The 26791-nt window shown below is 56.1% G+C and carries 26 protein-coding genes; 7 read left to right on the forward strand and 19 right to left on the reverse strand.

All coding sequences use genetic code 11. The features are described from left to right. Positions 1–58: 58 nt before the first annotated feature. Positions 59–583: a dihydrofolate reductase gene (locus tag AACY09_RS17210; RefSeq protein WP_339489740.1), complete on the reverse strand. Its 525-nt coding sequence runs from the start codon at positions 581–583 to the stop codon at positions 59–61. Between the two features lie 250 nt (positions 584–833). Here AACY09_RS17210 and AACY09_RS17215 point away from each other — a divergent pair, with 250 nt between their 5' ends. From AACY09_RS17215 to AACY09_RS17225, 3 genes are all read left to right on the forward strand, one after another. Next, positions 834–1871, forward strand: a complete 1038-nt coding sequence (locus tag AACY09_RS17215) for a glycerophosphodiester phosphodiesterase (RefSeq protein ID WP_445323874.1) — start codon at positions 834–836, stop codon at positions 1869–1871. A gap of 89 nt (positions 1872–1960) precedes the next feature. Further along, on the forward strand, positions 1961–3340 hold the full coding sequence (locus tag AACY09_RS17220; protein WP_339489976.1) for a DUF2868 domain-containing protein: 1380 nt from the start codon (positions 1961–1963) through the stop codon (positions 3338–3340). Further along, positions 3327–4721 (forward strand): DUF3482 domain-containing protein, encoded by a 1395-nt coding sequence (locus AACY09_RS17225; protein WP_445323864.1) that lies wholly within the window; start codon positions 3327–3329, stop codon positions 4719–4721. Before AACY09_RS17220 ends, AACY09_RS17225 begins: the two co-directional genes overlap by 14 nt. 47 nt (positions 4722–4768) lie before the next feature. Here AACY09_RS17225 and AACY09_RS17230 read toward each other — a convergent pair whose 3' ends face one another. From AACY09_RS17230 to AACY09_RS17275, 10 genes are all read right to left on the reverse strand, one after another. Then, entirely contained in the window at positions 4769–5833 is a 1065-nt protein-coding gene (locus tag AACY09_RS17230) for a transporter substrate-binding domain-containing protein (protein ID WP_339489746.1), read from the reverse strand. A gap of 144 nt (positions 5834–5977) precedes the next feature. Next, a complete protein-coding gene (locus AACY09_RS17235; protein ID WP_339489748.1) occupies positions 5978–7138 on the reverse strand; it encodes a TIGR03364 family FAD-dependent oxidoreductase in 1161 nt (386 codons plus the stop codon). Positions 7139–7550: 412 nt separating this feature from the next. Continuing rightward, on the reverse strand, positions 7551–8570 hold the full coding sequence (locus AACY09_RS17240; protein ID WP_339489749.1) for a putative 2-aminoethylphosphonate ABC transporter substrate-binding protein: 1020 nt from the start codon (positions 8568–8570) through the stop codon (positions 7551–7553). Between the two features lie 48 nt (positions 8571–8618). Then, positions 8619–9446 carry a phosphonoacetaldehyde hydrolase gene (phnX, locus tag AACY09_RS17245; RefSeq protein WP_339489751.1) on the reverse strand — a complete coding sequence of 276 codons (828 nt, stop codon included), beginning with the start codon at positions 9444–9446 and terminating at the stop codon, positions 8619–8621. 17 nt (positions 9447–9463) lie between these two features. Further along, positions 9464–11155 carry a putative 2-aminoethylphosphonate ABC transporter permease subunit gene (locus tag AACY09_RS17250; RefSeq protein WP_339489978.1) on the reverse strand — a complete coding sequence of 564 codons (1692 nt, stop codon included), beginning with the start codon at positions 11153–11155 and terminating at the stop codon, positions 9464–9466. Between the two features lie 31 nt (positions 11156–11186). Continuing rightward, positions 11187–12230, reverse strand: a complete 1044-nt coding sequence (locus AACY09_RS17255) for a putative 2-aminoethylphosphonate ABC transporter ATP-binding protein (RefSeq protein ID WP_339489752.1) — start codon at positions 12228–12230, stop codon at positions 11187–11189. Between the two features lie 139 nt (positions 12231–12369). Further along, positions 12370–13233 (reverse strand): LysR family transcriptional regulator, encoded by an 864-nt coding sequence (locus AACY09_RS17260; RefSeq protein WP_339489754.1) that lies wholly within the window; start codon positions 13231–13233, stop codon positions 12370–12372. 6 nt (positions 13234–13239) lie between these two features. Further along, a complete protein-coding gene (locus AACY09_RS17265; RefSeq protein WP_339489756.1) occupies positions 13240–14034 on the reverse strand; it encodes a thymidylate synthase in 795 nt (264 codons plus the stop codon). After that, a complete protein-coding gene (gene lgt / locus AACY09_RS17270) occupies positions 14031–14834 on the reverse strand; it encodes a prolipoprotein diacylglyceryl transferase (protein ID WP_339489757.1) in 804 nt (267 codons plus the stop codon). Before lgt ends, AACY09_RS17265 begins: the two co-directional genes overlap by 4 nt. Before the next feature lie 21 nt (positions 14835–14855). Further along, positions 14856–15638: a sulfite exporter TauE/SafE family protein gene (locus AACY09_RS17275; RefSeq protein WP_339489759.1), complete on the reverse strand. Its 783-nt coding sequence runs from the start codon at positions 15636–15638 to the stop codon at positions 14856–14858. A 121-nt stretch (positions 15639–15759) separates the two neighbouring features. On the opposite strand from AACY09_RS17275, the gene AACY09_RS17280 reads away from it, so the two are divergent. Then, positions 15760–16506 carry an NRDE family protein gene (locus tag AACY09_RS17280; RefSeq protein ID WP_339489761.1) on the forward strand — a complete coding sequence of 249 codons (747 nt, stop codon included), beginning with the start codon at positions 15760–15762 and terminating at the stop codon, positions 16504–16506. Between the two features lie 54 nt (positions 16507–16560). Here the strand turns inward: AACY09_RS17280 and ptsP are convergent, their stop codons facing one another. Continuing rightward, positions 16561–18840, reverse strand: coding sequence for a phosphoenolpyruvate--protein phosphotransferase (gene ptsP / locus AACY09_RS17285; RefSeq protein ID WP_339489763.1), 2280 nt, complete (start codon positions 18838–18840; stop codon positions 16561–16563). A 19-nt stretch (positions 18841–18859) separates the two neighbouring features. After that, a complete protein-coding gene (locus tag AACY09_RS17290; RefSeq protein WP_339489764.1) occupies positions 18860–19339 on the reverse strand; it encodes an RNA pyrophosphohydrolase in 480 nt (159 codons plus the stop codon). A 142-nt stretch (positions 19340–19481) separates the two neighbouring features. Here AACY09_RS17290 and AACY09_RS17295 point away from each other — a divergent pair, with 142 nt between their 5' ends. Continuing rightward, positions 19482–20135 (forward strand): histidinol-phosphatase, encoded by a 654-nt coding sequence (locus AACY09_RS17295; RefSeq protein WP_339489766.1) that lies wholly within the window; start codon positions 19482–19484, stop codon positions 20133–20135. 80 nt (positions 20136–20215) lie between these two features. Here the strand turns inward: AACY09_RS17295 and AACY09_RS17300 are convergent, their stop codons facing one another. Together AACY09_RS17300 and ilvA are read right to left on the reverse strand one after the other, a co-directional pair. Continuing rightward, the gene (locus AACY09_RS17300) at positions 20216–20656 is read right to left on the reverse strand and encodes a DUF2269 family protein (RefSeq protein ID WP_339489768.1); all 441 of its coding nucleotides are present in this window, start codon (positions 20654–20656) and stop codon (positions 20216–20218) included. A 13-nt stretch (positions 20657–20669) separates the two neighbouring features. Further along, entirely contained in the window at positions 20670–22184 is a 1515-nt protein-coding gene (gene ilvA / locus AACY09_RS17305) for a threonine ammonia-lyase, biosynthetic (protein ID WP_339489769.1), read from the reverse strand. A gap of 197 nt (positions 22185–22381) precedes the next feature. Here ilvA and rpiA point away from each other — a divergent pair, with 197 nt between their 5' ends. Then, positions 22382–23053, forward strand: a complete 672-nt coding sequence (rpiA, locus tag AACY09_RS17310) for a ribose-5-phosphate isomerase RpiA (RefSeq protein WP_339489770.1) — start codon at positions 22382–22384, stop codon at positions 23051–23053. A 72-nt stretch (positions 23054–23125) separates the two neighbouring features. Further along, positions 23126–23458 (forward strand): YegP family protein, encoded by a 333-nt coding sequence (locus tag AACY09_RS17315; protein WP_339489771.1) that lies wholly within the window; start codon positions 23126–23128, stop codon positions 23456–23458. Positions 23459–23610: 152 nt separating this feature from the next. On the opposite strand, the gene AACY09_RS17320 is transcribed toward AACY09_RS17315, so the two are convergent. The 4 genes from AACY09_RS17320 to AACY09_RS17335 form a co-directional block, all read right to left on the reverse strand. Next, positions 23611–24519 (reverse strand): SdiA-regulated domain-containing protein, encoded by a 909-nt coding sequence (locus AACY09_RS17320; RefSeq protein WP_339489772.1) that lies wholly within the window; start codon positions 24517–24519, stop codon positions 23611–23613. Positions 24520–24655: 136 nt separating this feature from the next. Further along, on the reverse strand, positions 24656–25003 hold the full coding sequence (locus tag AACY09_RS17325) for a NirD/YgiW/YdeI family stress tolerance protein (protein ID WP_339489773.1): 348 nt from the start codon (positions 25001–25003) through the stop codon (positions 24656–24658). An 88-nt stretch (positions 25004–25091) separates the two neighbouring features. Continuing rightward, the gene (locus tag AACY09_RS17330; RefSeq protein WP_339489774.1) at positions 25092–25979 is read right to left on the reverse strand and encodes an SdiA-regulated domain-containing protein; all 888 of its coding nucleotides are present in this window, start codon (positions 25977–25979) and stop codon (positions 25092–25094) included. Between the two features lie 140 nt (positions 25980–26119). After that, positions 26120–26785 carry a fumarylacetoacetate hydrolase family protein gene (locus AACY09_RS17335; RefSeq protein ID WP_339489775.1) on the reverse strand — a complete coding sequence of 222 codons (666 nt, stop codon included), beginning with the start codon at positions 26783–26785 and terminating at the stop codon, positions 26120–26122. Positions 26786–26791: the final 6 nt, after the last annotated feature.

Raw genomic sequence — 26791 nt, forward strand, 5'->3', positions numbered from 1 at the left:
TGGCTGCCTGGCACGGTGGGTGAAGCAAAAGACGCCACCCACCCTCCTGATTTGCGGCTTAATTACGCTGCCAGCTTTCAAATACGTAAGGCGGGGTTGCCTCTGTTGCGGGGTGCGCCTCGCTTGATGTCTGCCGCCAGGCGTGGGCATCAAACTCGGGAAACCAGGCATCACCCTCTGGACTGAGATTAATCCGCGTCAGGTACAGCCGCTGAGCTTTCTCCAGCCCTTGGGTGTAGAGCTGCGCACCGCCAATCAGCATCAGCTCATCCACGCCCTGTTCACGGGCCCAGGCGTCGGCACGGGTCACAGCATCTTCCAGCGACGTGAAGACTTCTGCGCCTTCCAGTAGCAGATCACTCTGCCGGCTAACCACCAGATTTAAACGGCCCGGCAAGGCTCGCCCAAGGGAGTCCCAGGTTTTGCGACCCATGATGATCGGCTTGCCCAGCGTCAAGGCTTTAAAATGCTTGAGATCCGCCGGCAAGTGCCACGGCATTTGGTTATCGAGGCCGATCACACGGTTATCCGCGAGCGCCGCAATCAGACAAAGAGGAAGAGTATTTTTCATGCGGGCGAGCATAGCAGAGCCTCTAAAGTACAAGCCAGACGCGGCACGGTGGCGCGATTGTCTAGCAATCAAAAATCGCTCACGCGCATAACGCACTTGATTGACAGCGCTGTAACAAAGCGGTCACCCAAGCCGTTGCAGACTATCCTTTCAGCCACTGTTTCGCACAAGGACGACGCGCATGCCTGCACTCAACCACGACCGGATCGCTCATCATCATGCTCGCGCAGGTACTTTGCTGTGCTTGCTGTGCCTGTCTTTCATGGCAAATGCGGCAGTTGAAGAACAAGGCCCGGTAGCCCAACCGCTGATTATTGGCCATCGTGGAGCCAGCGGTTATGTCCCCGAACACACACTTGGCTCATACGCACTGGCGGTGACCTTGGGTGCTGACTATATCGAACCCGACCTGGTGATGACCAAAGACGGCGAGCTGGTTGCCCGGCATGACAATGAACTGGGCCTGACCACCGATGTGGCGTTGCACCCGGAGTTTGCGGCGCGCAAACGCAGCAAAACCATCGACGGCATCGCCCTGAATGGCTGGTTCAGCGAAGACTTCACCTTGGCCGAATTAAAGACCTTGCGCGCCGTTGAACGAATCCCCGATGTGCGCCCCGGTAACGCACGCTTGAATCGCAGTATGCAGATTCCAACGCTGCAAGAAATCATCGACCTGACAAAAGACCTGCAACGCAGTCAGGGCCGCGAGATTGGTCTGTACATCGAAACCAAGCACCCAAGCTATTTCCAGCAACAAGGCCTGAGCATGGAGGCGCCATTGCTGAAAATCCTCAAGGAAAATGGCTTGGACAGCGCCGAAGCAGCGGTTTATATCCAGTCATTCGAGGTCAACAACCTGAAACAGCTGAGACGGGACAGCAACATCCGCCTGATCCAGCTGTATGGCGAAGGTCAGCCCTTTGATCAAACACTCAGTGGCAGCTCGCTCACCTACGCGCAGATGTCCACACCTAAAGGCTTCAAGCAGGTTGCCGAATACGCTGTCGGTGTTGGCCCACACAAGAGCGCGATCATTCCCCTCGATAGCAAGGGCAGGCTCGACCCGGCGAATACCACGCGCTATGTCGCCGATGCCCACGCCGCAAAACTGAAAGTTCACCCCTACACCTTTCGCGCTGAAAACAGCTTTCTGCCGGTTAATCTACGCAGAGGCGATGACCCGAGCGCCCGCGGTGCTATTGAACAGGAGATGAATATCTTCCTCGATGCCGGTATCGACGGCCTGTTCAGTGACCAACCCGACATCGCCGTTAAGGTCAGAAGCCTGCGCAAATAATCCGATGACGTAGTTGAAACAGCGTTCAGCGGTTATGCTCAGTATTCAATTCTGAGACGAGATACCGTGTGAGTGCAGCTTTCAACACCCTGAGCAAACTGCAAAAGCTCTGGCTCACCGAGACCATTCGCCTGCGCGAAGAGCACACCGGAGCGCTTGAAGACAGCGAAACCAATCGTCGCGTGCAAGTGGCGGGCGGAGACTTTGTCGAGCGCTTGCAGCACCGTGCGCTTTTATTAGCTGAGCGCGACGGCCAGCTACAAGCCCTAAATCACTGGCGCCAAGGCTCCCGCCTAGCACTTCTGGCCATGCTGGTGTTTGCCGTGTTAAGCGGGATAGGTTTGAGCGTTGCTGCACTGGGTGACGGCTTGCGCCCGGTTAATGTGTTCTGGGCGCTCGGCAGCATGCTTGGACTGAACCTGCTGATGCTGCTCGCCTGGCTGTTAGGGCTGCTTTTTGCAGGAGACAGTGCTGGCGCCTTGGGTCGTTTGTGGCTGTGGCTAAGCGAAAAACTGGCGCGCGATGCTCAGGCCGCACAGCTGGCCCCGGCATTGCTTATCCTTCTGCAACGTAAGCGTCTAAGCCGCTGGGCGTTGGGTGTCATGAGCAATGGTTTCTGGCTGATTGCCTTGCTCAGCACCTTGGTTAGCATGCTGTTGCTCCTGGCTACCCGGCGCTATGGCTTTGTCTGGGAAAGCACCATTCTCAGCGGCGAGACCTTTACCGCATTGACCCAAGGCATCGGCGCTCTGCCAGCGCTGTTTGGTTTCAGCTTGCCGGATGCCGAGCTGATCCGTATCAGTGGCGACAACGTGATACTCAGCGAAGCGGCACGACAGAGTTGGGCTGGCTGGCTGGTGGGGGTGTTGTTGGTCTACGGTATCATTCCGCGCTTGGCCCTTACCCTGATTTGCTGGCTACTGTGGAGCAGTGGCCGGGCCGCACTTAAACTTGACACCAGCCTGCCCGGCTACAGCTTGTTGCGTGAGCGCTTGCAGCCGAGCAGTGAGCGTATCGGCGTGAATGACAGCGCCCCGGAGTCCTTGCACCAACCCCACTCAGGACACAACGCCAATCCCAGCGAAGAGGCGGTGTTGATGGCCATTGAGCTGGACACGCAGCGCCAATGGCCGCCCAGTGAACTGCCTGAAGGCGTGCGTGACGCCGGCGTTATCGACAGCCGTGAGCAGCGCAAGCGCTTGCTGGAGCAACTCACCCGCTTCCCCCCTGCTCGCCTGTTAATTGCCTGCGACCCGCGCCGCTCGCCCGACCGTGGCGCCCTGAGCTTGCTCGGCGAGCTTAGCCGCTGCGCGGGTGCAACACGTATCTGGTTGCTACCACCGCCGAACGGCGAGGCCCTCGACAGCAATCGCTTAAGCGACTGGCATACGGCGCTCGACGACTTGCAACTACCCTACAACGACGCAGCACCGCTAAGCTGGCTGGAGGGTGCTCATGACTCAGAGTAAAGCGCTGCGCCTGGCCGTCGTCGGCCATACCAACGTCGGCAAGACCTCGCTGCTGCGCACCCTGACCCGTGACGTTGGCTTTGGCGAGGTCTCTCACCTGCACAGCACCACTCGCCATGTCGAAGGCGCGCGCTTATCGGTCGAGGGTGAGGCGCTGCTGGAGCTTTACGACACACCAGGGCTGGAAGATGCCATCGCCCTGCTCGACTATTTAGAACGCCTTGATCACCCCGGCGAGCGCCTTGATGGTCCTGCCCGGCTGGAGCGTTTTCTGCAAAGCAGCGAAGCCCATCAACGCTTCGAGCAGGAAGCCAAAGTGCTGCGCCAACTGCAAACATCGGACGCAGGCTTGTATGTGATTGATGCCCGTGAGCCGGTGCTGGCCAAGTACCGCGACGAACTCGAAGTGCTGAGCATGTGCGGACGGCCGCTTTTACCGGTGCTGAATTTTGTCGCCAGCACCGCACACCGCGAAGAAGAGTGGCGAGAAGCGCTGGCCCGTATTGGTTTGCATGCACTGGTGCGGTTTGACAGCGTGGCGCCGCCGGTAGACGGAGAACGGCGTCTATATGAAAGCCTGAGCCTGTTACTGGAAAAAGCCGCACCGCAACTGCAACGCTTGATCGAGGATCACCAAGCTCAGCGCGAAACCCGAACACAGGCTGGGGTGCAGTTGATTGCTGATTTGCTGATTGATTGCGCCGCTTACCGGCGCAGCGTGGCGGCGGAGCCAACCCTTGAAAAAGCGGCGATCAATGCACTGCGAGAAAGTATTTGCAAGCGCGAACAACGCTGCGTTGAAGACCTGCTCAAGCTCTATGCCTTTCGCAAGGATGACGCCAAGGCTGAAGACCTGCCCCTGCTCGACGGACGCTGGGGCGATGACCTGTTCAACCCAGAAACCCTCAAGCAGCTCGGCATCAAAGTCGGTGGCGGCATGGCGGCAGGCGCTGCTACCGGCGCAGGTATCGACCTTCTCGTTGGTGGCGTAACCCTTGGCGCTGCCGCCGCACTCGGCGCCTTGATTGGCGGCAGTGCGCAGACATTGCGCGGCTATGGCGAGCGGTTGAAAAGCAAGTTCAAAGGTGAGCGTGAGCTAACGGTTGATGACGCCGTGCTGCGTCTTCTGGCCCTGCGCCAGCACCTGCTGCTGAGTGCACTCGATGAGCGCGGCCATGCGGCAATGGATGTGATAAAACTCGCGGAACCACAAGACGGTACATGGCGCCAAGGCAAACTACCCCAAGCCCTCCGCGATGCCCGTGCCTACCCGCAATGGTCAAGTATCGACAAGCGCGGCTGGCGCAGCAGCAGCGAGCGCCGCGAAAAAGTTGAAGAGTTGACCCGAGAACTGCTTAACCAGCGCATCAGCAAAGGCTGAGATCGCGGGCACCTTCGGCAGCCGGCTGCGACTGCCCGCATTACAGCTCAGTCGCCCAAGTAGAGTTCCTGCAGTTGCGGCCACTCATCGCTGTTAGTGATGCGCAGGACTTCCTGACTAATTGGCTCACGCAACTTGCTGCCGCTGGCGACCGCAAACGCGTAGGACTGGTTGTCGAAGGTGCCCGGCATTATGTCTAAGCCGCCGTGATCCAGCTCAGCATTGCGGTACTGCAAAATGGGCAGATCATAAACAACCGCGTCAGTCTCACCCTCTTGCACAGAGCGCATTGCACTCAATACATCCGGGTAAACGGTGTTGCGAATGCGTAGGCTGCTTAGGTATTTCTCGCCGACTGTTCCGCCAATAGTCGCGACGTGAGCGCGTTTAAGGTCTTCAGCGCCTTGAATGCCACTGCGTAAGTTGCCGACTGTCAGCGCACTGGTAACCGCGGCAGTAAAGGTCGAAACCATGATCAAGGCGCTGAACATCCAGACAATCGCGATCAACCGCCCGCCCAGTGTCACCGGTGATTTGTCACCGTAACCAACAGTGGTCATGGTCACCGCCGCCCACCAGAAGCTGTTGCCCAGGCCTTGTGCTGGGTTGCCGCCGAACTGATCTTTATTGCGACGGCGCTCAAAGGCCCAGAGCAGCGCCCCGACTAGCAACAGCAAGCCGGCCAAACCAATAACCAGGCTGGCAAACTGCCAAGACAGCAAACCTTTTAATGCCGCCCAGCCACTGCTGTCGCTGCCATAAGGCACGGCAATGGCCAAACCGGTTTGATAGAACGGATGGGTAAAATCGAACTTGCGTTCGCGCTCAGCGGTCATGGTCAACGCGCCAATCACCACATCGAGGTTGCCGGCCTCAAGACTCGGCAGCAGTTCGCCAAATTGCATGGGCTCGAATTCGAACTGATAGCCCAATTGCTTGGCAATGTCTCGCCAAAGGTCAACGCTGATCCCTCGCCAATCGCCACTTTTCTCATGAATGACAAAGGGTGGGACCTCACTGAGTCCCACACGCAGAACTGGTTTTTCGGATTCATCTGCAACGGCCGAGAAGCCGATCAGACACAGAAAAAACACCGCAAAAATCCTATGCACTGCAACGCTCCATGCTCGTCTACAAAGGCATAGGGTAACAAACTTTGCCAGTGTGGCCGGGTAAGGAGCATTACAGCGCTCGCGCGCTGTGCCGTGATAAATGGCGTTAAGCGCTCTGTTCAAGTAATTTCAGAGCGCCTGAGTTTATGCAGCTTGAGCACTCGGCCAAGTGCTTTCGCCGAGCATTGCGGCCACTGTTCGTTCACCCAAACCCAACCCGACACTCATGCCAAGACCTGTGTGCATCAGTACCGCCGTGACGCCTTCATCAACGCAAAGCACACTAAAGGGCCCCGGTCCGCGGGAGCCATACACACCTTGCCAGCGTTCAACCACCTCGATGGGTGAACCTAAGGTCTGCTGCGCCAAATCGATCATTATTTGATCAACTGCCTCGCTATTGAAGGGTGCAATGTCACTGCCATACACATGGGAATCACCAATTATCAGTTCACCGTAAGGCGTAGGGCTGATCAGCAAATGAATGCCTTTAGCCTCAAGCGCCGGTTGCTGCTGACGGATTTGCTCGCGAATGGCCGCAGCCTCCGGCAAGTCTGAAAATGCGCCGTAATGCACACAGCTCAAACCCGTCAGCAATGCGTGTTGTAATTGCAGAGGTTGGCTTAAACGCGCACGAAGCATTTGCAAGCCACACACCTGTGGCTGCAATGCGCTGATCTGCTCAGCCAGCAGGGTTTGATAATCATGACCTGAACACACCACAACCTTGTTGCTCCGATAGGTTCCAGTGGTGGTTTTAACCCAACCCGGCTGAATATCTTGCACCAACGTCGAGAAGTGAAACTCCACTGCATAGCGTTGTTGCAGGTGGGCGACCAGTTGCGGAATGGCCTCACGGGAATAGATCTGCTGATCATCATGGCCATGCAAGGCTGCACGGTGATGGGCAAAGCGACCCTCATATAAATCGTTCAACGCCGCGCCGCGTAGCAGATCAACCTTGTATCCGTGCTCGCGGGCACGGCCCTTACAAAAGGCCTCAAGCAACACTTCCTCGGCTTCGGTGCGGGCAAACAGCAACGAGCCTTGCTGCTTGATTGACAGACCTGCATCAACGGCTAAACCGGCCCATAAGTCACGGCTCAAACGCGCGAGGTCAAGCATCGGCCCCGGCGCCTGCCCAGTGACCAACGCCTGTCCAAAATTGCGCACCGAAGCGCCCAGCGGCGTGTGACTGCGCTCAAACACTTTAACCTTAAGCCCACGTTTAGCAGCGGCATAGGCATGCGCCAAACCCAGCATCCCCGCGCCGACCACCAGCAGGTCACAGTCTTGCTGATTCATAAAAACCTCGAATTCTCTGTTTCATTATCGTGTCGATAGAGCGTTATGCGCTGCGCTTTTGCCCCTATCAAGGCATCGCTTTTGACCCAACCAGTCGCCCTGCAAATCGAGCGGCAGGCAGCGCCGTTCTGGGTAGGCGCGCGGGCGCATAGCACGGCAAGCCCGCGCCGCCGACCAGCAAGTCACCGTCTTGCTGACTCATAAAAACCTCAACTTCGCCGTTCCTTTATCGTGTCGATAGAGCGTTATGCGCTGCGCTTTTGCCCCTATCAAGGCATCGCTTTTGACCCCATCAGTCGCACTACAAATCGAGCGGCAGGCAGCGCCGTTCTGGGTAGGCGCGCGGGCGCAGAGCAGTGCGAATAGCACGGCAAGCCCGCGCAACACCGCCAGGGCGTCGCTGCCGGCTGCGTCACTGAACCACAGGCTCAGATTTACCGTCGTACCTCTTGCGCCACTCGGCGAGGATCTGATCGCGATTTTCGGCAGCCCAGGCAAAGTCGTTCTTAATCAGGCGCTGCTCGTAGTCGGCCGGTAATTCCTGAAAGCGCTCGGCAATCCCAGGCTGGGCCAAGACCGCGAAGTTGGCTTTGTACAACTGCATGGCATCGGTGCTGGCCGAAAAGTCCGCTAATTTCTTAGCCGCTTCAAGATGGGCAGTCCCTTTGATAATGCCCGTCGCTTCGATATCCCAGCCCAGGCCTTCTTTCGGCAGGATGATGTCCAGCGGTGCGCCTTTGCGCTGCAACTGTACGGCTGGGTATTCAAACGATATGCCGATTGGGAATTCGCCAGCCGCTGCTAACTTGCAGGGCTTTGAGCCAGAATGGGTGTACTGACCAATGTTTTGGTGCAGGCGGTCCATATAGGCCCAACCTTGTGGCTCGCCGAACGTCTGTAGCCAAGAGCTGACGTCCAGATAACCGGTGCCGGATGACGCCGGATTAGGCATTACGATCTTGTCTTTGTAGATCGGTTTGGTCAGGTCTTCCCAGCTAACGGGCTTTGGCAGGTTCTGCTTTTCTGCCTCCACTGTGTTGAAGCAAACCGTTGCTGCCCACACATCCATGCCGACCCACGCGGGTGGATTGGCTGCATCACGGTAGTTAGCGCTGATTTTATTGAGCTGCTCTGGCGCATAGGCCTCAAGCATTTGCTGCTTATCCAGCACGGCCAGGCTCGATGCTGCCAATCCCCATACCGCATCAGCCTGTGGCCGGGCTTTTTCTGCCAGTAGCTTGGCGGTGATGATGCCGGTTGAGTCACGCACCCATTTAATTTCGATATCCGGGTTCTTCTTTTCGAACGCCTCTTTATAGGCTTTGAGCTGTTCCACTTCGAGGGCGGTGTAAACGGTCAACTCGGTCGCCGCATTGGCATGCATACTAAGACCGGCAATTAAAGCGGTAGCTAAAGCAGTGCGTTTAAACATGTGAAGCTCCAATATCGAGAGTTATTTATCGGTTGGCAGAATCAGGTATCACAGTGCTTGCGGGGTTTCGCCAAGGGCCAGACGGGCATTGATCTGCTCGATCACTGCGGGTAATTGGCTGATGGTGTCGATCAAATAATGTGGACGACTGGCGGCAAACAAGGCGTCGATACGCAGGCGTTCGGCCTCAAGTTGCTCAGGGGACAATGCGTTGAACTGATCCCAGGTGAGGCCAAGAAAGTTGCCAGAAAAACGCAGCGCAACCGTCCACATGCCAGCGGCGCGGCCTTCAAGAATGCCCGGCTCGGTGTCATCGACCTTGACGCAGGCAGCGACATCATCAATGCCTAACGCGATCACGTTGGCCAATGCTTGGGCTGGGCTTGGGCGGCCCTTTGGCACTTCATCGCTAGCAACTACATGGTCAGGCTTGTAACCCGCGGCAGCGGCCAGTTCGACGACTTTGCTCATCACCTGCTTGGGGTAACCCGAGCAGGTGCCAATTTTCAGCTGCTGAGCCCGCAGTGCGGCGATTGTCTCCAGCGCACCCGGGATGACCGCGGAGTGCTCGCCGACTTTGGCAATTTGCAGCGGCATAAAGCGCTCGTAGATTGCTGTCACATCCTCATCGCTGGGCAAACGCCCGAAACGCTGCTGATAGCGCTCGGCTATCTGCGGCTCATTGCACAGGGTGCGGATGTGATCCCACTTGCCCATTCCCATAGGCCCACGCGCTTCTTCCAGGCTGATTTGCAGGTCAAAACTGGCAAAGGCTTCGACAAATATCCTGGTCGGCGCAAAGGAGCCAAAATCTACAACGGTACCCGCCCAATCGAGGATGGCTGCCTGTAGGCGTTTCGGGTTGTGGTATTGCATATCTATCTCCAGATAAATTAAGGGTTAGGAGCCGCTTGGCGCCATGCTTGTGAGCGTTTCAACAGGCCGCGCGAAGCCCCAGCCAGCAGCACCGAAACAGCCGCCGAGGTCAGCAGAATCAAGGTCGACATCGCCGCCGCACCGCCCACGTTGCCAGCGTCATCCATGTTCAACACGGCGACGGCGGCCAGCATGCTGTCGGGGCTATAGAGAAAGATCGCCGCTGACACTGTGGTCATCGCCGAGACGAACATGTAGCGGATAATGTCGAGCAAGGCGGGCAGGCAAATGGGCAATGTCACCCGCACATAGTGGCGCGCCAGGGGCATTTTCAATGACAGCGCCGCCGCTTCGAATTCACCATCAAGCTGGCGTAATGCGGTGCTTGCAGTCATCTGCGCAGTGGTCAGGAAATGGGCAATGGTGCAGACCACCAGCAAGGTCAAAGTGCCGTACAAACCACTCAGAGGGTTACTCGGCAAGTTAAAGAAAAATACATAACCCAAGCCCAGCACCAGCCCCGGTACCGCCATCGGAACAAAACTGAGCATGCGCAGGATTTGGGTCAGGGCGTTCTGCCGTGTTTTCTCCATCAGGTAGGCACCGGTGAAGATCAGCAGGCTGCCAAACACCGCACTGCAGGTGGCGAGGATCAAACTGTTGCTGTACGCCGACCAGCCACCCGGCAGCTCGGAGAAGCTGTAGTGATCCAGCACCAGCGACAGGTTATACGGCCAGAACTTGACCAATGACGAGAACACAGCCATGCCGAATACCAACAGCAGTGCGGCGCAGACCAGTAACACGATGCCGAGGAACACCCTGTCACGCAGGGGTGACGAATGTGGGTGGTAGACTTGGGCACGACCGCTCATGGCATCTCGCGAACGGCGGCGTAGCCACATGTCGACGCCAAAGCTCAGCAGCGCCGGAATCAGCAGAACCATACCAATCAATGCGCCTCGGCCGAACTGCTGCTGACCCACCACCGCTTTGTAGGCCTCCAGCGCCAACACCTGATAATCGCCACCCACCACGACCGGCACACCAAAATCGGTGATCGTCAGGGTGAACACCAGGCAAAACGCGGCAAATACACCCTGACGGCTACCCGGCCAGGTGATGCTACGAAACGCGCGCCAAGGTGAGGCACCCATGCTTGATGCCGCATCAAACAGACGGGCATCCGCCAGAGACAGCGCAGAGATCAGAATCATCAAGGCATGGGGAAAGGTGTAAATCACCTCGCCAAGTACAATGCCCCAGAAGCCGTAAATGTTGTCGGCGAACAGGCCACGCAAAATGCCCTGGTTGCCGAACAGGTAGATCAACGCAATGCCCGGCAGCATCGACGGCGCCATCAGCGGTAACAATGAAATAGCCCGCCAAAGGCCCTTGCCCGCAATCAGCGTGCGCTGCAGCGCATAGGCGAATAGATAGGCCAGCGGCACCACAATCAGCGCGGCGGTGGTCGACACCTTTAGGCTATTGCTCACTAACCAGCGAAAGTTGTCACTAGCAAACAGCTCGCGCGCCGCACTGAGGCCACCGCCTTCCCCGCTGAAGCCGCGCCAAAAGATAGCCAGCAACGGCAGCAATACGGCGACTATCAGCAGCGCTAGCAACAAGCCTTTCCCACCCTCGACAAATAGTCGGTCAGCCCAACCGGTATGACTTTTGCTGGCCACCTGGTTGCTCTGTGCAGGCATCTGCAGCTTGATCTGCTGTTGCGCAGTCATATCAGGCAAACACCTGTAAACTGCCAGACGGCAACCCGACCCATATATCTGAGCTCGACAAGCGCGGCATAGCGTCCGGAGATAGCTCAGCCTGCAGGGTCAAGCCCGGCAGTTCGGTTAGCTCGAAATTCATCCTGCAGCGGTTGCCAAGAAAGGTGACATCGCGCATTTGTGCCCGAAACGTATTATCGATAGCATCCTGCGGGTTGATCACTACCGCTTCCGGCCGGCAGAACAGCCGCCCTTGCTGCAATGCCTGAACCTGCGGCAAGCGCACCTGTAGACTGCCGACCCGAGCACTGCCATCCTGGCCACAGGCAAATGGCAACCAATTACCCTGACCCACAAACTCAGCCACAAAAGGGGTTGCCGGTTGGTTATAAATTTCTTGTGGGGTGGCGTATTGCTCGACATGGCCTTGATTCATGACCGCAATCCGGTCAGCCATTAACATGGCTTCATCCTGATTGTGGGTAACCATCAAGGTGGTGACACCCAGGTTCTTCTGTAGCTGACGCAACTCACCACACAGATGCTCACGCACACGCGCATCCAGTGCCGACATGGGTTCATCAAGCAGCAACAACGAAGGTGCAGGCGCCAGCGCGCGCGCCAAGGCAACCCGCTGCTGCTGACCACCGGAAAGCTGGCCTGGGTACTTTTTCTCGCTACCGAGCAGGCCAACCAGCTCAAGCATTTCGTTAACCCGTGCCCGCACAACTTCACGGCTATCGCCGCTGAGGCCATAGGCAATGTTTTGCGCCACGCTCAGGTTGGGAAATAGTGCGTAAGACTGAAACAGGATGCCGTAATCACGGGCTTGGGGCGGCAAGTTGGAAACATCCCGCGAACCAATCATGATGCTGCCGCGATCCTGCTGCTCCAGGCCGGCGATGCAGCGCAGCAATGTGGTTTTGCCGCAGCCCGATGGCCCGAGCAAACACACTAGCTCACCCGCCTCGACATCCAGAGACACGCCATCGAGCGCCTGAAAGGCCCCGAAGCCTTTGTGGATACCGCGAACCTGCATATTGTGTTGAGTCATGGGCCACCTCACTGAGCAAATTGCTCGAATGAGGTTGATGCTAAACAGCCTGTGCTAAGGCTTGATGGCAGTTAGGCAAAAGCAACCGATAGTGGCATCAGTATATTTTGTAGTGAAATCGCAACCGATTTGAGTGTGATCAGCTCTGGCCCGGGCTTCGGGCCAACGCAAGAAAGGCTGCTGGCAGTCGCGCCTGACGGCGCTCTTTGAGGCAATACAGGTATTCGCTGATCAACGGTGCCTGCTCAAGTTCGACCACGCGCAAGTCTGGATGGTCAGGCACCTCCTGTCGCGCAATCACACTGATACCAATGTTGCGCACCACCGCCTCACGAATCGACTCACGACTACCAATCTCAAGGCGCTTGACCACATTGACCCCTTGGTCCTTGAGCATTCTTTCGGTCAATACCCGGGTAGTCGAACCCTGCTCACGCATCAGCAAGCAATGTCCGGCCAGCGCTGCAACACTGACTTTTTGCTGAGCCGCCAACGGATGCTCACGGTGTACTGCCAGCACTAAAGGATCTTGACCCAGGGTCAGATGGATAAGGCGTGCATCCGGATTAAGGTGTGACGAGGCAGCTAAATCGACCCGATAATCTTCCAGCGCCTCAATGACCTGCTGCGAGTTACCAATTTCCATGCTGACTTGGATCGCGGGATACTGCTGATTGAAGCGCTTGATCAGATCAAGCATGTAATATGGCGCGGTGGCGGCAATACGCAAGGTGCCCTGAGCCTGCCCGCAGTTACGCAGAAAGAACTCGATGTCAGCCTCTTCCTGCATCAGCTTCTTGACCATCGGCAGCAGCTCTATACCGGCGTCCGTCAGGGTCAAACGGCGCCCACCGCGATAAAACAGCTCAACATTGTAGTGGCTCTCAAGATTGCGTACTTGAGTGGTGACGGTGGGTTGGCTAAGGCCGAGTTTTTTCGCCGCCTGGGTGATGCTGCCCAGGCGGGCGACCATATAGAAGGCCTTTAATTCGGCATTCTGCATCAGCGGTTAGACCGCAACCGGCGCTTTGATATGGGGATGCGCCTCGTAACCCACCAGTTCAAAGTCTTCGAACTTGAAGGCGAACAGGTCAGTCACCGCTGGATTAAGCTTCATCTGGGGCAGCGGTAGCGGCTCGCGCGTCAGCTGCAAATCAGCTTGCTCGATATGGTTGGCGTACAGGTGGCAGTCGCCGCCGGTCCAGATGAAGTCGCCGGGTTGCAAGCCGCAAACCTGGGCGACCATCAAGGTCAACAGCGCATAGCTGGCGATATTGAATGGCACACCGAGGAAGATATCGGCCGAGCGCTGATACAGCTGGCAGCTGAGTTTGCCGTCGGCGACATAGAACTGAAACAGCGCATGACAGGGCGGCAAGGCCATTTGCTCAACCAATGCCGGGTTCCAGGCCGATACGATCAAGCGGCGCGAATCTGGATTGGTTTTGATCATCTCGATCAGCTTGCTGATCTGGTCAACCGATTCACCGTTAGGCGCTGGCCAATTGCGCCATTGATAACCATAAACCGGGCCGAGATCGCCATTTTCATCGGCCCACTCGTCCCAGATACGCACACCGTTTTCCTTGAGGTAACGGATATTGGTATCGCCCTGCAAAAACCATAACAGCTCGTGGATGATCGACTTCAAATGGCATTTCTTGGTGGTCACCAAGGGGAAACCTTGTGCCAGATCAAAGCGCATCTGATGAGCAAAGAGGCTGTAGGTGCCAGTGCCCGTGCGGTCACTCTTGAAGGTTCCGGTTTCACGGACCAGACGCATCATGTCCAAATACTGTTTCATTGCACGGCTCCCTGGACAGCTTGCCGACGATAGGCGTATGCGATCAGCGCCAAGCCGCCAAGAATCATCGGCAGCGACAGAATCTGACCCATGGTCAGCCAACCCCAGGCGATATAGCCCAGTTGCGCATCCGGCACTCGAACGAACTCAACCACGAAGCGGAAGATGCCGTAACACATGGCAAACATCCCAGACACCGCCATGGTTGGCCGTGGCTTGCGCGAATAGATCCACAATATGGTGAACAGTGCCACGCCCTCAAGCGCGAACTGATACAGCTGCGACGGGTGCCGCGCAAGTTGCTGTGGGTCCGTCGGGAAGACCATGGCCCAAGGCAGGTCGGTGGCCTTACCCCAGAGCTCGGCATTGATGAAATTACCGATGCGACCTGCGCCCAAGCCAATCGGCACCAGTGGCGCAATAAAGTCCATCAGTTCAAAGAAGCTCTTGTCGTTGCGCTTGCCAAACCACCACGAAGCCAACATCACCCCAATAAAGCCGCCGTGGAAAGACATGCCGCCCTTCCAGACTTCCAGGATCAACAATGGGTTAGCAATATAGGCTGGCAGGTCATAGAACAGCACATAGCCCAGGCGGCCACCGAGTATCACGCCCATGGCGCACCAGAACACCAGATCCGAAAGCTTCTCTTTGGTCCAAGTCGGCGCGAACGCAGGCAAACGGCGCGAGGCGAGCAGCCATGCACCGCCGATCCCGACCAGATACATCAGGCCATACCAATGGATTTGCAGCGGGCCCAGGGCAATCGCAACCGGGTCGATCTGGGGGTAAGCCAGCATCAAAAAACTCCTAACAATGCGTTAAATCAGAAAATTCAAGCCCACACAAAATAGCAGCAGGGCAAATAAACGCTTGAGTACAAGGGGCGATAAACGATGCGCCAAGCGCGCCCCGATTCGTGCAAAAAACATACTGCTAACCGCAATTCCAGCCACCGCTGGCAGGTAAACAAAACCTGCACTCCATTGCGGCAACTGTGGATCATTCCAGCCGACCCACATAAAGCTGACGGCACCGGCCAACGCAATCGGCATGCCGCACGCCGATGACGTGGCAACCGCTTGTTGCATCGGCACACTGCGCCACATCAAAAACGGCACGCTGAGCGAACCACCGCCGATGCCAAAAATCGCTGATGCCCAACCTATCACCACACCAGCAACCGTCAAACCGGGCTTGCCTGGGACCGCACGACTGGCTTGGGGTTTCAATCCCAAGGTCATCTGCAGAGCAACGCTAATCGCAAACACCCCAATAATTTTCTGCAACAGCGGGCCCTGGATCTTACTCGCCGTCAGCGCGCCAAGCGCTGCGCCCAGCAATATACCCACAGCCATCCAACTGAACACCTGCCAAAGTACCGCACCCTTGAGATGGTGCTCACGTACTGAGTTGATCGAGGTGAAAATAATGGTTGCCAGCGAGGTGCCTACCGCCAGATGAGTCAGTACTTCAGGGGCAAAACCATGGGCCGCAAAGCTGGCGACCAATACCGGCACGATAATCAAACCGCCACCGACGCCGAACAGGCCGGCCATTACTCCCGCGGCAGCACCAAGCATCAGATACAGCAGAAGCTCCATCGCTACCCCCTAAAACAATGGCGCATGGTAACGGATGCAGCAGATTGCCTCCACTTTAGAGCGATGGATGCCACGCCCCGCATTGCGTAAAGTGGCACGACCATCGAACTAGGAAGCAATTATGTGTTTGATAACCCTTGCTTGGCGCCCGGGCCACGCTCAACCACTGGTAGTTGCAGCCAATCGCGATGAATTCTACGCACGCCCCAGTGCCGCGCTGGCCGAGTGGCAAGATGCACCCGGTTTAATTGCCGGACGCGACCTCGAAGCGGGCGGCACTTGGCTGGGCATTACTCGTAGCGGCCGCTTTGCGGCGTTAACCAACATTCGCGATCCGCGCGCCGCTACGGGCCTGCGCTCACGAGGCGTACTGCCCGTCAACTTCCTGCGCGGACAATCAAGCGCGCACGACTATGTGCAAGGGCTGAAAGCCAATGCTCAGGACTATTCCAGGTTTAACTTGCTGGTCTGTGATGGTCAGCAACTGTGCTATTTCGACTCGCAAAGCGGCGCGTCTGAAATATTAAGCGCCGGGGTTTACGGCCTGTCCAATGCCGGTCTCGACACCCCTTGGCCCAAGGTGGAATATGCCAAGCAGGCCCTGGCTCAGTGCTTAGAATCGCCACAAACCCGAGCATTGCTTGAGTTACTTAGCGATAGCCAAGTACCCCTTGACAGTGCCCTGCCTGAAACAGGCGTCGGCATTGCTGCAGAGCGCCTGCTGGGTAGCGCGTTTATTGCAAGCCAAACCTATGGCACCCGTGCCAGCACGGCCTTGATCTTCGAAGCAGACGGCCATTGGCAATTGCTCGAGCGCAGTTTTGGCCCGAACGGGGCCGTTATGGGGGATGTAAGTCTGCAAGGCTAAGGGCCGATAAACCAGCCGCAGCGTCTCAGCGCTCGCTTGAGGCATGAGCGCTGGTTAGGCTTGAATATCCGACGCAGGGTTAATCATGCGGCCCAGGCCAAGGTTACGCAGGGCCAAGCGCAGGGTGCTGTCGATAACTTGCGGGTTGTCGATGGTCATCACTTGAGCCAGCAACTCACGAGCCTTGGTCATGGTGATCTGGCGCAGCAACCACTTAACCTTGGGTAAGTTGGTGGCATTCATTGACAGGCTATCAAACCCCATCGCCATCAACAGCACTGCCGCAGCGGGATCACCCGCCATCTCGCCGCAGATGCTCACCGGCTTGCCTTCGGCATGGGAGTCATCCACCACCTTGCGCAGCGCCTGCAACACGGCGGGGTGAAGGAAGTCATACAAATCGGCAACCCGCGGGTTGTTACGGTCCACCGCCAGCAGGTATTGAGTCAGGTCGTTAGAGCCGACCGAAAGGAAATCCACCTGCCTGGCCAACTCACGGGTTTGGTACACCGCTGCTGGAATCTCAATCATCATGCCGATGGGTGGCAAGGGCACATCGGTACCCTCATCGCGCACCTCGCCCCAAGCCCGGTGGATCAAATGCAAGGCCTCTTCGAGCTCCTGAATGCCAGAAATCATCGGCAACAGAATCCGTAGGTTGTTCAGTCCTTCACTGGCCTTGAGCATCGCCCGGGTTTGTACCAGGAAGATTTCCGGGTGATCGAGGGTGACACGAATGCCACGCCAGCCAAGAAATGGGTTGTCTTCTTTGATCGGGAAATACGACAGGCACTTGTCACCGCCGATATCCAGACTGCGCATGGTTACCGGCAGCGGATGGAACGCTTCAAGCTGCTCACGGTATATCGCCAGCTGTTCTTTCTCGCTGGGGAAGCGCTCTTTCATCATAAAGGGCACTTCGGTGCGATACAGGCCCACGCCTTCTGCACCGCGCTCTTGGGCGCGGGTTACATCGGCCAGCAAGCCTGTGTTAACCCACAGCGGCATGCGATGGCCATCCAGGGTTTCGCAGGGCAACGCGCGTAAGGCATCAAGGCCCTGGCTGAGCTGGCGTTCTTCTTCAACCACATCCGCGTATTGCTTGCGCAACATTTCGCTGGGGTTGGTGAACACCTCGCCATGGTAGCCATCGACGATTAACTGAATGCCGTCGATCTTAGAATAAGGTAGATCCACCGCACCCATGACGGTCGGGATACCCATGGCACGGGCAAAAATCGCCACATGCGAGTTGCCGGAGCCCAGTACCGAAACCAAACCCACCAACTTACCTTCCGGCACTTCGCCAAGCATCGACGGCGACAGTTCTTCACTGACCAGAATGGTGTTATCGGGATAGGTCAGGTTTTGTTGGCGGGCTTTCTGCAAGTACGCCAACAAACGTCGACCGAGATCCTTGATGTCCGACGCGCGCTCACGCAGGTAGGCGTCGTCCATCAACTCAAAACGGTTTACGTGATCAGTCACCACCTGACGCAAGGCACCCTGCGCCCACTGACCCGTTTTAATAACACTCACCACCTCATTACCCAGTGAAGCGTCTTCCAGCATCATCAGGTAAACATCAAACAGCGCGCACTCTTCTGGACGTAATTGGGTGGCCATCTTCGCCGAAAGCGCACGCATGTCGGCACGCACGCTTTCGAGGGCAGAGCTGAACAGTTCGAGCTCCGCGTCGATATTTTCAATGGCTTTATCGGGTACGACTTCAAGGTCAGCCGGAGGTAGCACCACAAGGGCCGTACCAACCGCCGCACCCGGTGAACCGGGCACGCCGATAAACTTGGCCTCCTGAATACCTTTGCCTTGCTTACCCAAGCCGCGAATCGAACCAGTCGCCTCAGCGTGCGCAATAACGCCAGCGAGCTGGGCACTCATGGTAACGAGAAAGGCTTCTTCGCCTTCATCGAACTGGCGACGTTCTTTTTGCTGGATGACCAGCACACCCATCACCCGGCGGTGGTGAATGATCGGTGAACCCAGGAATGAGGCGTAGCGTTCTTCGCCCGTTTCAGCAAAATAACGGTAGCGCGGGTGCGCGGCGGCGTTTTCAAGGTTGAGCGGCTCTTCTCGGGTACCGACCAGGCCGACTAGACCTTCATTCGGCGCCATGCTGACCTTGCCAATCGAACGCTTGAGCAGTCCGTCGGTAGCCATCAATACGAAGCGATTGGTTTCAGAGTCGAGCAGGTAAACCGAGCAGACCTGGCTGCCCATGGCTTCTTTTACCCGCTGCACAATAATGCCCAACGCCGCCTTGAGATCCTTGGCGGCATTAACTTCCTGGACGATCTTGCGCAGCGTATTGAGCATGGCTCGACTCTAGTCTATGTCAGTCCCGCGTCAACAAACGCGGTGCGAGTTCTTTCAGGGCGCGACGGTACACTTCGCGCTTAAATGTAACGACCTGACCGAGAGGATACCAATAACTGACCCACTTCCAGCCATCAAACTCAGGTTTATTCGTGAGGTCCATGCGTACGCGCTGCTCATCTGAGGTTAGGCGCAACAAAAACCACTTCTGTTTCTGACCAATACACAACGGCTGACTGTGCGTGCGCACCAACCGCTGAGGCAAACGATACCTTAACCAGCCCCGCGTACAGGCGAGAATTTTAACATCGCGCTGTTCAAGCCCGACTTCTTCATTCAACTCACGATAAAGCGCGTCTTCTGGCGACTCATTATCGTTGATCCCACCTTGTGGGAATTGCCAAGCGTCCTGGTTAATCCGGCGCGCCCATAGCACCTGCCCGGCATCATTGGTCAAAATGATGCCGACATTCGGGCGAAACCCATCGGAGTCAATCACGGCGCACAACCTCGTAAACGCATGAATCGGCATTGTTCCACAAAGGCTGTGACAGCGGCAACGCACTAGATAGTGGAATAGGAATACCTCACAAAAGCAGCTATTGTGCTGGTCCCTTAGGCAAAACCTATGAAGGTGATGTGTGCGCTTGGCTTTATTTGATCTCGACAATACCCTGCTTGGCGGCGACAGCGACCATGCATGGGGCGACTATTTGTGTGAGCGCGGCATCCTTGATGGCGTGGCCTATAAGAACCGCAATGACGAGTTCTATGAGGACTATCTAGCCGGCAACCTGAACATCACCGACTACCTGAATTTCAGCCTGGAGATTCTCGGTCGCACTGAAATGAGCCAGTTGCAGCAATGGCATCAAGACTTTATGCGTGATTGTGTAGAGCCGATTATTCTGGCCAAAGCCGAAGCCCTGCTCGAGAAACACCGCAAGGCGGGCGACAAGTTGGTCATCATCACCGCGACCAACCGCTTCGTTACCGGGCCGATTGCCACGCGCCTTGGCGTGGACACCCTGCTGGCAACCGAATGTGAAATGGCAGATGGCCGCTACACCGGGCGCACCACCGATGTACCGTGCTTCAAGGAAGGCAAGGTCACCCGACTGAACCGCTGGCTTGAAGAAACCGGATACAACCTAAATGACAGCTACTTCTACAGCGACTCGATGAATGATCTGCCGCTGCTCGAACAGGTCACCCACGCCTTCGCCGTCGACCCTGATCCCAACCTGCAAGCCGAGGCTGAAAAGCGCGGCTGGCCGGTGATTTCGCTGCGTTAAATCGGACCGGCCAGTAATCTGCGGACAAAAAAAATGGGTTATGGCATTCACCAGTAACCCATTTCTTTGGGACGATGCGCTTAAACCGGTTTGGCGCCCATCAAGCCCATGATCGCGATCAGCAGGATGATGATCAGCACGGCGTAGGCCAGGCAGAAACGCTTCAAGCCTGCAGATGCCGGGGCCTCACCCAGGTCCAACCAGACCCGCAGGCGCCCCGAGAGCAACAAACCTAAAATCACCAGCACCGCGAACAGCACGCTGCTTGCCAACAGCCACATCTGGCTCAGTGGCAGCCCGGTCATGTCGACCATCCAGTAACCACTGAATGGCAATGTCAGTGCCAGCAGGCCCAACACCGGCATGCTGATAAAGCGGGTGCGCTTGAGCTTGCGCTGCAGTACCGCTGCATCGCCACTGCGCTGGGCCTTCCAGAGCATAAACACATGCGCCAGCAGGCCGAGTAGCAGAAGCACGCCCACTGCGCTGTGGACAATTTTTATAAGCTGATAATGTTCCATAATGTTTTACGGCCTATCCAAGAAAAAGTCTGTACGCCGGATTCTCGCTTTCATCCCAGTAGGGATAACCGATAGCATCAAGTGCTGCCGGGACCAGATGGCGCTCGTGTTGAGGCACTTGCAAACCCGCGACCACCCGACCATCCGCCGCGCCGTGGTTACGGTAATGGAACATCGAGATGTTCCAGCGCCCGCCTAGCTTGTTCAAGAAGTTAAACAGCGCACCTGGGCGCTCGGGAAATTCGAAGCGCAGGACGATTTCGTCACTGACCTGCTCCGCCCGGCCGCCGACCATATGCCTTATATGCAGTTTAGCCAGTTCGTTTTCGGTTAAATCAATAACCGGGAAGCCTTTACTCTGCAAGCCTTCGACCAAAGCCTTGCGCGGGTCAGTTTCGGGATGCGTTTGCACACCGACGAAGATATGCGCCTCTTTGGCAGCATGGTAACGGTAGTTGAACTCGGTGATCTGACGCTTACCCAAAGCCTCACAGAACGCCTTGAAACTGCCCGGCTGCTCCGGAATGGTTACGGCAATGATTGCTTCGCGCTTCTCACCCAGCTCAGAACGCTCAGCAACATGGCGCAAGCGGTCGAAGTTGACGTTAGCACCCGAGTCGATACCCACCAGCACTTGGCCGCGACTGCCTTCACGCTCGACGTACTTCTTGATCCCGGCAACGCTCAGCGCGCCTGCAGGCTCGGTGATGGAGCGGGTGTCATCGTAGATATCTTTAATTGCCGCACAGATTTCATCGGTACTGACCGTGACCACTTCATCAACATAGTCTTTGCAGATATCAAAGGTGTGCTGGCCGATCTGGGCCACCGCAACACCATCGGCAAACAGCCCGACCTGGCTCAACACCACACGCTCACCCGCCGCCATGGCCGCTTGCAGGCAGTTTGAGTCATCAGGTTCGACGCCGATGACCTTGGTTTCCGGGCACAGGTATTTAACATAGGCAGCGATGCCGGCAATTAAACCGCCACCGCCCACGGGCACGAACACGGCGTCGATCTTGCCTTGATGCTGCCGCAAAATTTCCATCGCCACGGTGCCTTGTCCGGCAATGGTGTCTGGGTCGTCATAGGGATGAACGTAAGTGAAACCTTGCTCTTCAACCAGTTTTAACGAATGCGCCAAGGCTTCAGGGAAGCTATCGCCGTGCAGCACCACAATCCCGCCCCGCGAGCGCACGCCATGCACTTTAATCTCTGGCGTGGTCTTGGGCATCACGATGGTGGCCTTGACCCCAAGGTGCTTGGCGGCCATGGCTAAACCTTGAGCGTGATTGCCCGCCGATGCGGTAACCACACCACGCTCACGCTCAATGTCACTAAGCTGCACCAGCTTGTTGTAGGCGCCGCGAATCTTGAACGAGTACACCGGCTGCAGGTCTTCACGCTTAAGCAAAATCTTGTTGCCCAGGCGCTCTGAAAGTTGAGGAGCAACTTGCAACGGCGTTTCCACCGCTACGTCATAGACGCGCGAGGTGAGGATTTTCTTAACGTAATGTTCGAGCATGATCTCTATCGCAGGCGGTTTTCAATGGAGCTCCCGAGTCTACCCCACGCCGGCCGTGCGAGACCACACGGAATCGGAGGCCTTGCAGCCTGCGTGAACGCTACTGCACTCGACAATGCGGCGTTAAAAACAGGGTTTTGTTGAACATGCCGCTATAATCAGCGTCCACCCAATCTTCAATTCAGGCTCAAACCGTGATGACTCAGGACCAACTCAAGCAAGCTGTGGCGCAGGCAGCTGTCGACTACATCCTTCCCAAGCTCGACGCAAAAAGCGTTGTGGGCGTGGGCACGGGCTCCACGGCCAACTGCTTTATTGATGCGCTGGCCAAGCACAAAATGGAATTCGACGGCGCCGTCGCCAGCTCCGAAGCCACCGCCGCGCGGCTTAAAGGCCATGGAATTCCGGTTTACGAACTGAATACTGTTAGCGATCTTGAGTTTTACATCGACGGCGCTGATGAAAGCGACGAGCGTTTGAACTTGATCAAAGGCGGCGGCGCGGCTCTGACTCGCGAAAAAATCGTTGCGGCGGTGGCCAAAACCTTTATCTGCATTGCCGATGGCAGCAAGCTAGTGCCAGTACTCGGCGCATTCCCACTTCCGGTGGAAGTGATTCCGATGGCGCGCAGCCATGTGGCCCGTGAGCTGGTCAAGCTCGGTGGTGATCCGGTCTATCGCGAAGGCGTGGTGACTGATAACGGCAACGTGATTCTTGATGTATTCAATATGCAGATCGTTAACCCAAGCGAACTCGAAACTCAGATCAACGCCATCGTCGGCGTCGTCACCAACGGCCTGTTCGCAGCGCGTGGCGCGGACTTGCTACTGCTGGGGACGAGCGAAGGCGTTAAGCGCCTGACTCGATAGGCGAGCAAAGCTGGCCGGATGGCGAAGACAAGCTAGGCTTGGTTTGTCCCTATCACGACCTAGGAGGTCGCAATGGCCAGCAAATTTCATCTGAAAAAAGCTAAAGACGGGCAATTTCACTTCAATCTGCTTGCAGGTAACGGTGAGATCATCCTCACCAGTGAGATGTATAAAGCCAAGGATTCGGCGCTAAACGGCATTGAGTCAGTCAAAAAGAACTCGGCGCGCGAGGGTGCTTTCGAGGTTAAAGCCTCGAACAACGACAAGCATTACTTCGTGCTCAAGTCGACCAATGGCCAAGTCGTCGGCCAGAGTCAAATGTATGCCAGCACGGCGAGCTGCAAGGCGGGTATGGAGTCGGTGCAGAAAAATGCACCTACAGCGGTACTAAACGACGAAAGCTAAACGCTCGCCAAACAAAATGCCCGGTGCAGCTCTGCTGTCCCGGGCATTTTTATATCTGTAAGGCGTGATCAGGCGAAGCATGTCACCGATGCTCCGCGTGCGACCAAGATACCGGGTCGCCCAATGTGTGGACGAGAATAGCATCGTTGGCCCTAGGGTTCTTTCTCGAACACATAGAAGAGGTTCGGCTCGCTGATCAAATACAGCACACCATTATCGTCCATGGCGATGCCTTCGGCCTGTGGAACTGATTTTTTCAAGCCATTCTGGCCGCGCAACAACGACAATGTACTGATCGGCTTACCATCGACATCCAGCTCAAGCACCAAACGCGATTCGTCAGACAGCGCCAGCAAATGCCCGGTGCGCTCATCAAATTGCAAACTGGACAGGTCGCGAACAAACAATCCTTTATCGCGCTTGGCGTTATCCAGCACATGCACCGAATAGGTTTGCTTGGCATTGTTCTCAGCAAAACCGGTTATTTCAAGAATCCGCACCGGATCACGCTCTTTGGCTACATATAAACGCTTGCCAACCGAGTCGTAGGCCAAGCCTTCAAAGCCTTTATTACCGCCAGCCCCAACATTTAACGAAAGCTGCTCGGCTTGATCCGCATTTAGCCGCTTGGTGCTGTCATCAATTTTGACTTTCAGCAGCAACTGACGGCGTTCATCGGTGATCACAAAGACATTTGGGCTGATGTACTCAACCGCCTCGGCATCACCAAATCCCTTTAGAGCGATGCTGCGCAGTACCCGTCCGTCGAGTGATAGCTCGATTAACTGGGGGTTCTGGTTGGTGACTGTAAACAGCGTGCGCCTATCAGGATCGAACGTCAGGGCGGAGATATCCTCCTTGAGACCCTCGATTTCTTTGGCCTCAAGACTAACGCGGTAATCTGGCAGCCAGACCGCTTCCATGTCGGTGCTGCTCGCCGATGTTGCGTTAAACCAAACCCGTTCAAACAAGCGAAATTGCTGAGCGGCGACCGCCAGCACTATCACCAGCAGCACTATGAAGGCCAGCAACACACGTTTAATCGAAAACAAAGAACGCATCTTTGAGTTACTCAGAAATTACGCACAAAAAACGCCGCTCAAGCTCCGCTTGCAGCAGCGTATCACCCTAGAGGCTGACTCCGGGTGCACCCTGTAATGTGCACCCGGAACGCCAATCACAGAAAGCGCGCGAGGCTTACTTGACCAGCTCTACGCGGTCGACTTCAACTTCGACGCCGCTACGGCCCTGATCAACTTCACCAAACAATTTGACGGTAGCTTTATCGTCAACGCTCTGGCTCGGCCAGTCTTCATCATCGATTTCTACTTCGACGGAGCCAGTGGAGTCTTTGAAAGTGTAGTGTTCGCCGCGCAGACGCTCAACAATTTGGCCTTGCAACACCACCTGAGTATCATCAGTAGCCTTCAGGGCCTCAGCGACTGTGGTCACTTGAACGTTGGCGCTAGGACCGTTGTAGCTCTGAGCCATAACGGCAGTGGAAAACAGCGGAGCAATAAGCAGTGCAAGAGTAGTGCGTTTCATAGTCTGAATCTCTAATCAGTGAATGACAGGGTCAGATTAACGAGCCTAGCTGAAGCCTTGCTGAATTTTGCCTTAAGCCAAACTTAAATCACTCCACCTTATTCTCAGACTTAGTCAGCACATAAAACAGATTTGGCTCGCTGATGATATAGATGCTGCCATCAGCGCCGATAGTGACACCCTCGGGCTGTTTAATACCCCTCCCCAAACCGTTGAACCCAGCCGCTAAGCTGATAAAGCTGCGCGGTTTTGCATTGGCATCAAGCTCAACCAGCACACGGGACTCGTCAGATAGCATCAATGAATGGCCCGTACGCGAATCAAAACTCACAGAAGAAATATCGCGGACGAAGACATCATCAATGTTGATTGCTTGAATGCCCTGCGCTGGGCCACTCTTGCTTGGCAATGGCAAGCTATAAAAGCCACGAGGGTCTCGCTCTTTAGCCAATATCACACGCTGTCGGCGACTGTCCCAACCGAGCCCTTCAAAGCCTTTGTTGCCAGCTTCCGGAAACCCCAGGTCCACCTGAATTTGCTGCCTAGCGTTAACTTCAGTAGTGGTATCGGTTAACGGGAAAACCGTTAGCGTGCGCTGACGTTCATCGACAATACCCATCAGGTCGCCGGAAAGTACTTCAACCCCTTCCGGGTTTTTCAAGCCGGTCATAGGGATACGCCGCAGCACATTACCAGTCAGTGACAGCTCAACCAACTCGGGATGCTTACCCAATATGGTAAATAAAGTATTACTGCTTGCCCGGTAGGTCAGCCCAGAAACTTCACCCTCTTCAAGCCCCGCAATCGGCTTACCCGGCACCGTCACGTGGTAGCTGGGCAGCCAGATGCTCGCCGCTTGCGCCTCAGCTGTGACTTGCAGTTCGCTGATCCAGAACAGAAAACGTTCATCCCAGCGTTGGTAGAGACCCACACTGACAAACACCACAAGCATTAAAACCAGCAGACTGCGAAACACAGTGCTGAACACCTTTGAGCTTTGAGGCACCGCTACTACTCGATGAAAACGATACCGCTCAGGCTAGGCGTATCCTTCGGTTCAAATACCGCTCAACGTGCATCCGTGCACGTATCAAGAAAGGTGGTTAAGGCCAGTTACTAAAGGACTTTGCTGGTAAAACTGCTAAAGCCAACCAACTCTAGCTGCAAGTCATCGCCCTTGTTCAGAGGACCAACACCGACAGGCGTTCCGGTGAGAATGACATCGCCAGGTTGCAAATTGAAGTTAGCCGCCATGTTCTGAATCATAGGCACGATCGGGTTAAGCATGTCGCGGCTGTTGCCGTCTTGGCGAACCTCACCATTAATGCTTAAGCGGATACCCATATCAGTCAGGTCATCAATGGCATCGCCGCTGACGAAAGGGGCGAGAACGCAGGCGCCATCGAATGACTTGGCGATTTCCCACGGATAACCCTTCTCTTTGAGCTTGGCCTGAACATCACGCAGGGTCAGGTCCAAAGCCGGGGCGAAGCCAGAAATGGCATCTCGCACTTCTTCGTTGCTCGGCGAGCGTGACAGGGGCTTGCCGATTAACACGGCAATTTCGGCTTCGTAATGCACCGCGCCGCGGTCATCAGGGATGCTAAAGCCACTATTGATCGGCACCACACAGCTGCCCGGTTTAATAAACAGCAGCGGTTCAGTGGGAACCGGATTGTTCAATTCTTTAGCATGCTCGGCGTAGTTACGGCCTATACACACCACCTTACCTAATGGAAAATGAATAGACGTGCCGTCGACATACTGATGTTGGTAGCTCATAAACAC

Origin of the sequence: Pseudomonas sp. EL_65y_Pfl2_R95, from assembly GCF_963971045.1 — a bacterium.
Classification (GTDB): Bacteria; Pseudomonadota; Gammaproteobacteria; order Pseudomonadales; family Pseudomonadaceae; genus Aquipseudomonas.

Coding starts and splice junctions, on each gene's coding strand:
- AACY09_RS17210 (WP_339489740.1), bottom strand. CDS start 583: ATGCTCGCCCGCATGAAAAATACTCTTCCTCTTTGTCTGATTGCGGCG.
- AACY09_RS17215 (WP_445323874.1), top strand. CDS start 834: ATGGCAAATGCGGCAGTTGAAGAACAAGGCCCGGTAGCCCAACCGCTG.
- AACY09_RS17225 (WP_445323864.1), top strand. CDS start 3,327: ATGACTCAGAGTAAAGCGCTGCGCCTGGCCGTCGTCGGCCATACCAAC.
- AACY09_RS17235 (WP_339489748.1), bottom strand. CDS start 7,138: ATGAATCAGCAAGACTGTGACCTGCTGGTGGTCGGCGCGGGGATGCTG.
- AACY09_RS17240 (WP_339489749.1), bottom strand. CDS start 8,570: ATGTTTAAACGCACTGCTTTAGCTACCGCTTTAATTGCCGGTCTTAGT.
- phnX (WP_339489751.1), bottom strand. CDS start 9,446: ATGCAATACCACAACCCGAAACGCCTACAGGCAGCCATCCTCGATTGG.
- AACY09_RS17250 (WP_339489978.1), bottom strand. CDS start 11,155: ATGCCTGCACAGAGCAACCAGGTGGCCAGCAAAAGTCATACCGGTTGG.
- AACY09_RS17255 (WP_339489752.1), bottom strand. CDS start 12,230: ATGACTCAACACAATATGCAGGTTCGCGGTATCCACAAAGGCTTCGGG.
- AACY09_RS17260 (WP_339489754.1), bottom strand. CDS start 13,233: ATGCAGAATGCCGAATTAAAGGCCTTCTATATGGTCGCCCGCCTGGGC.
- AACY09_RS17265 (WP_339489756.1), bottom strand. CDS start 14,034: ATGAAACAGTATTTGGACATGATGCGTCTGGTCCGTGAAACCGGAACC.
- lgt (WP_339489757.1), bottom strand. CDS start 14,834: ATGCTGGCTTACCCCCAGATCGACCCGGTTGCGATTGCCCTGGGCCCG.
- AACY09_RS17275 (WP_339489759.1), bottom strand. CDS start 15,638: ATGGAGCTTCTGCTGTATCTGATGCTTGGTGCTGCCGCGGGAGTAATG.
- AACY09_RS17280 (WP_339489761.1), top strand. CDS start 15,760: ATGTGTTTGATAACCCTTGCTTGGCGCCCGGGCCACGCTCAACCACTG.
- ptsP (WP_339489763.1), bottom strand. CDS start 18,840: ATGCTCAATACGCTGCGCAAGATCGTCCAGGAAGTTAATGCCGCCAAG.
- AACY09_RS17300 (WP_339489768.1), bottom strand. CDS start 20,656: ATGGAACATTATCAGCTTATAAAAATTGTCCACAGCGCAGTGGGCGTG.
- ilvA (WP_339489769.1), bottom strand. CDS start 22,184: ATGCTCGAACATTACGTTAAGAAAATCCTCACCTCGCGCGTCTATGAC.
- rpiA (WP_339489770.1), top strand. CDS start 22,382: ATGACTCAGGACCAACTCAAGCAAGCTGTGGCGCAGGCAGCTGTCGAC.
- AACY09_RS17315 (WP_339489771.1), top strand. CDS start 23,126: ATGGCCAGCAAATTTCATCTGAAAAAAGCTAAAGACGGGCAATTTCAC.
- AACY09_RS17320 (WP_339489772.1), bottom strand. CDS start 24,519: ATGCGTTCTTTGTTTTCGATTAAACGTGTGTTGCTGGCCTTCATAGTG.
- AACY09_RS17325 (WP_339489773.1), bottom strand. CDS start 25,003: ATGAAACGCACTACTCTTGCACTGCTTATTGCTCCGCTGTTTTCCACT.
- AACY09_RS17335 (WP_339489775.1), bottom strand. CDS start 26,785: ATGAGCTACCAACATCAGTATGTCGACGGCACGTCTATTCATTTTCCA.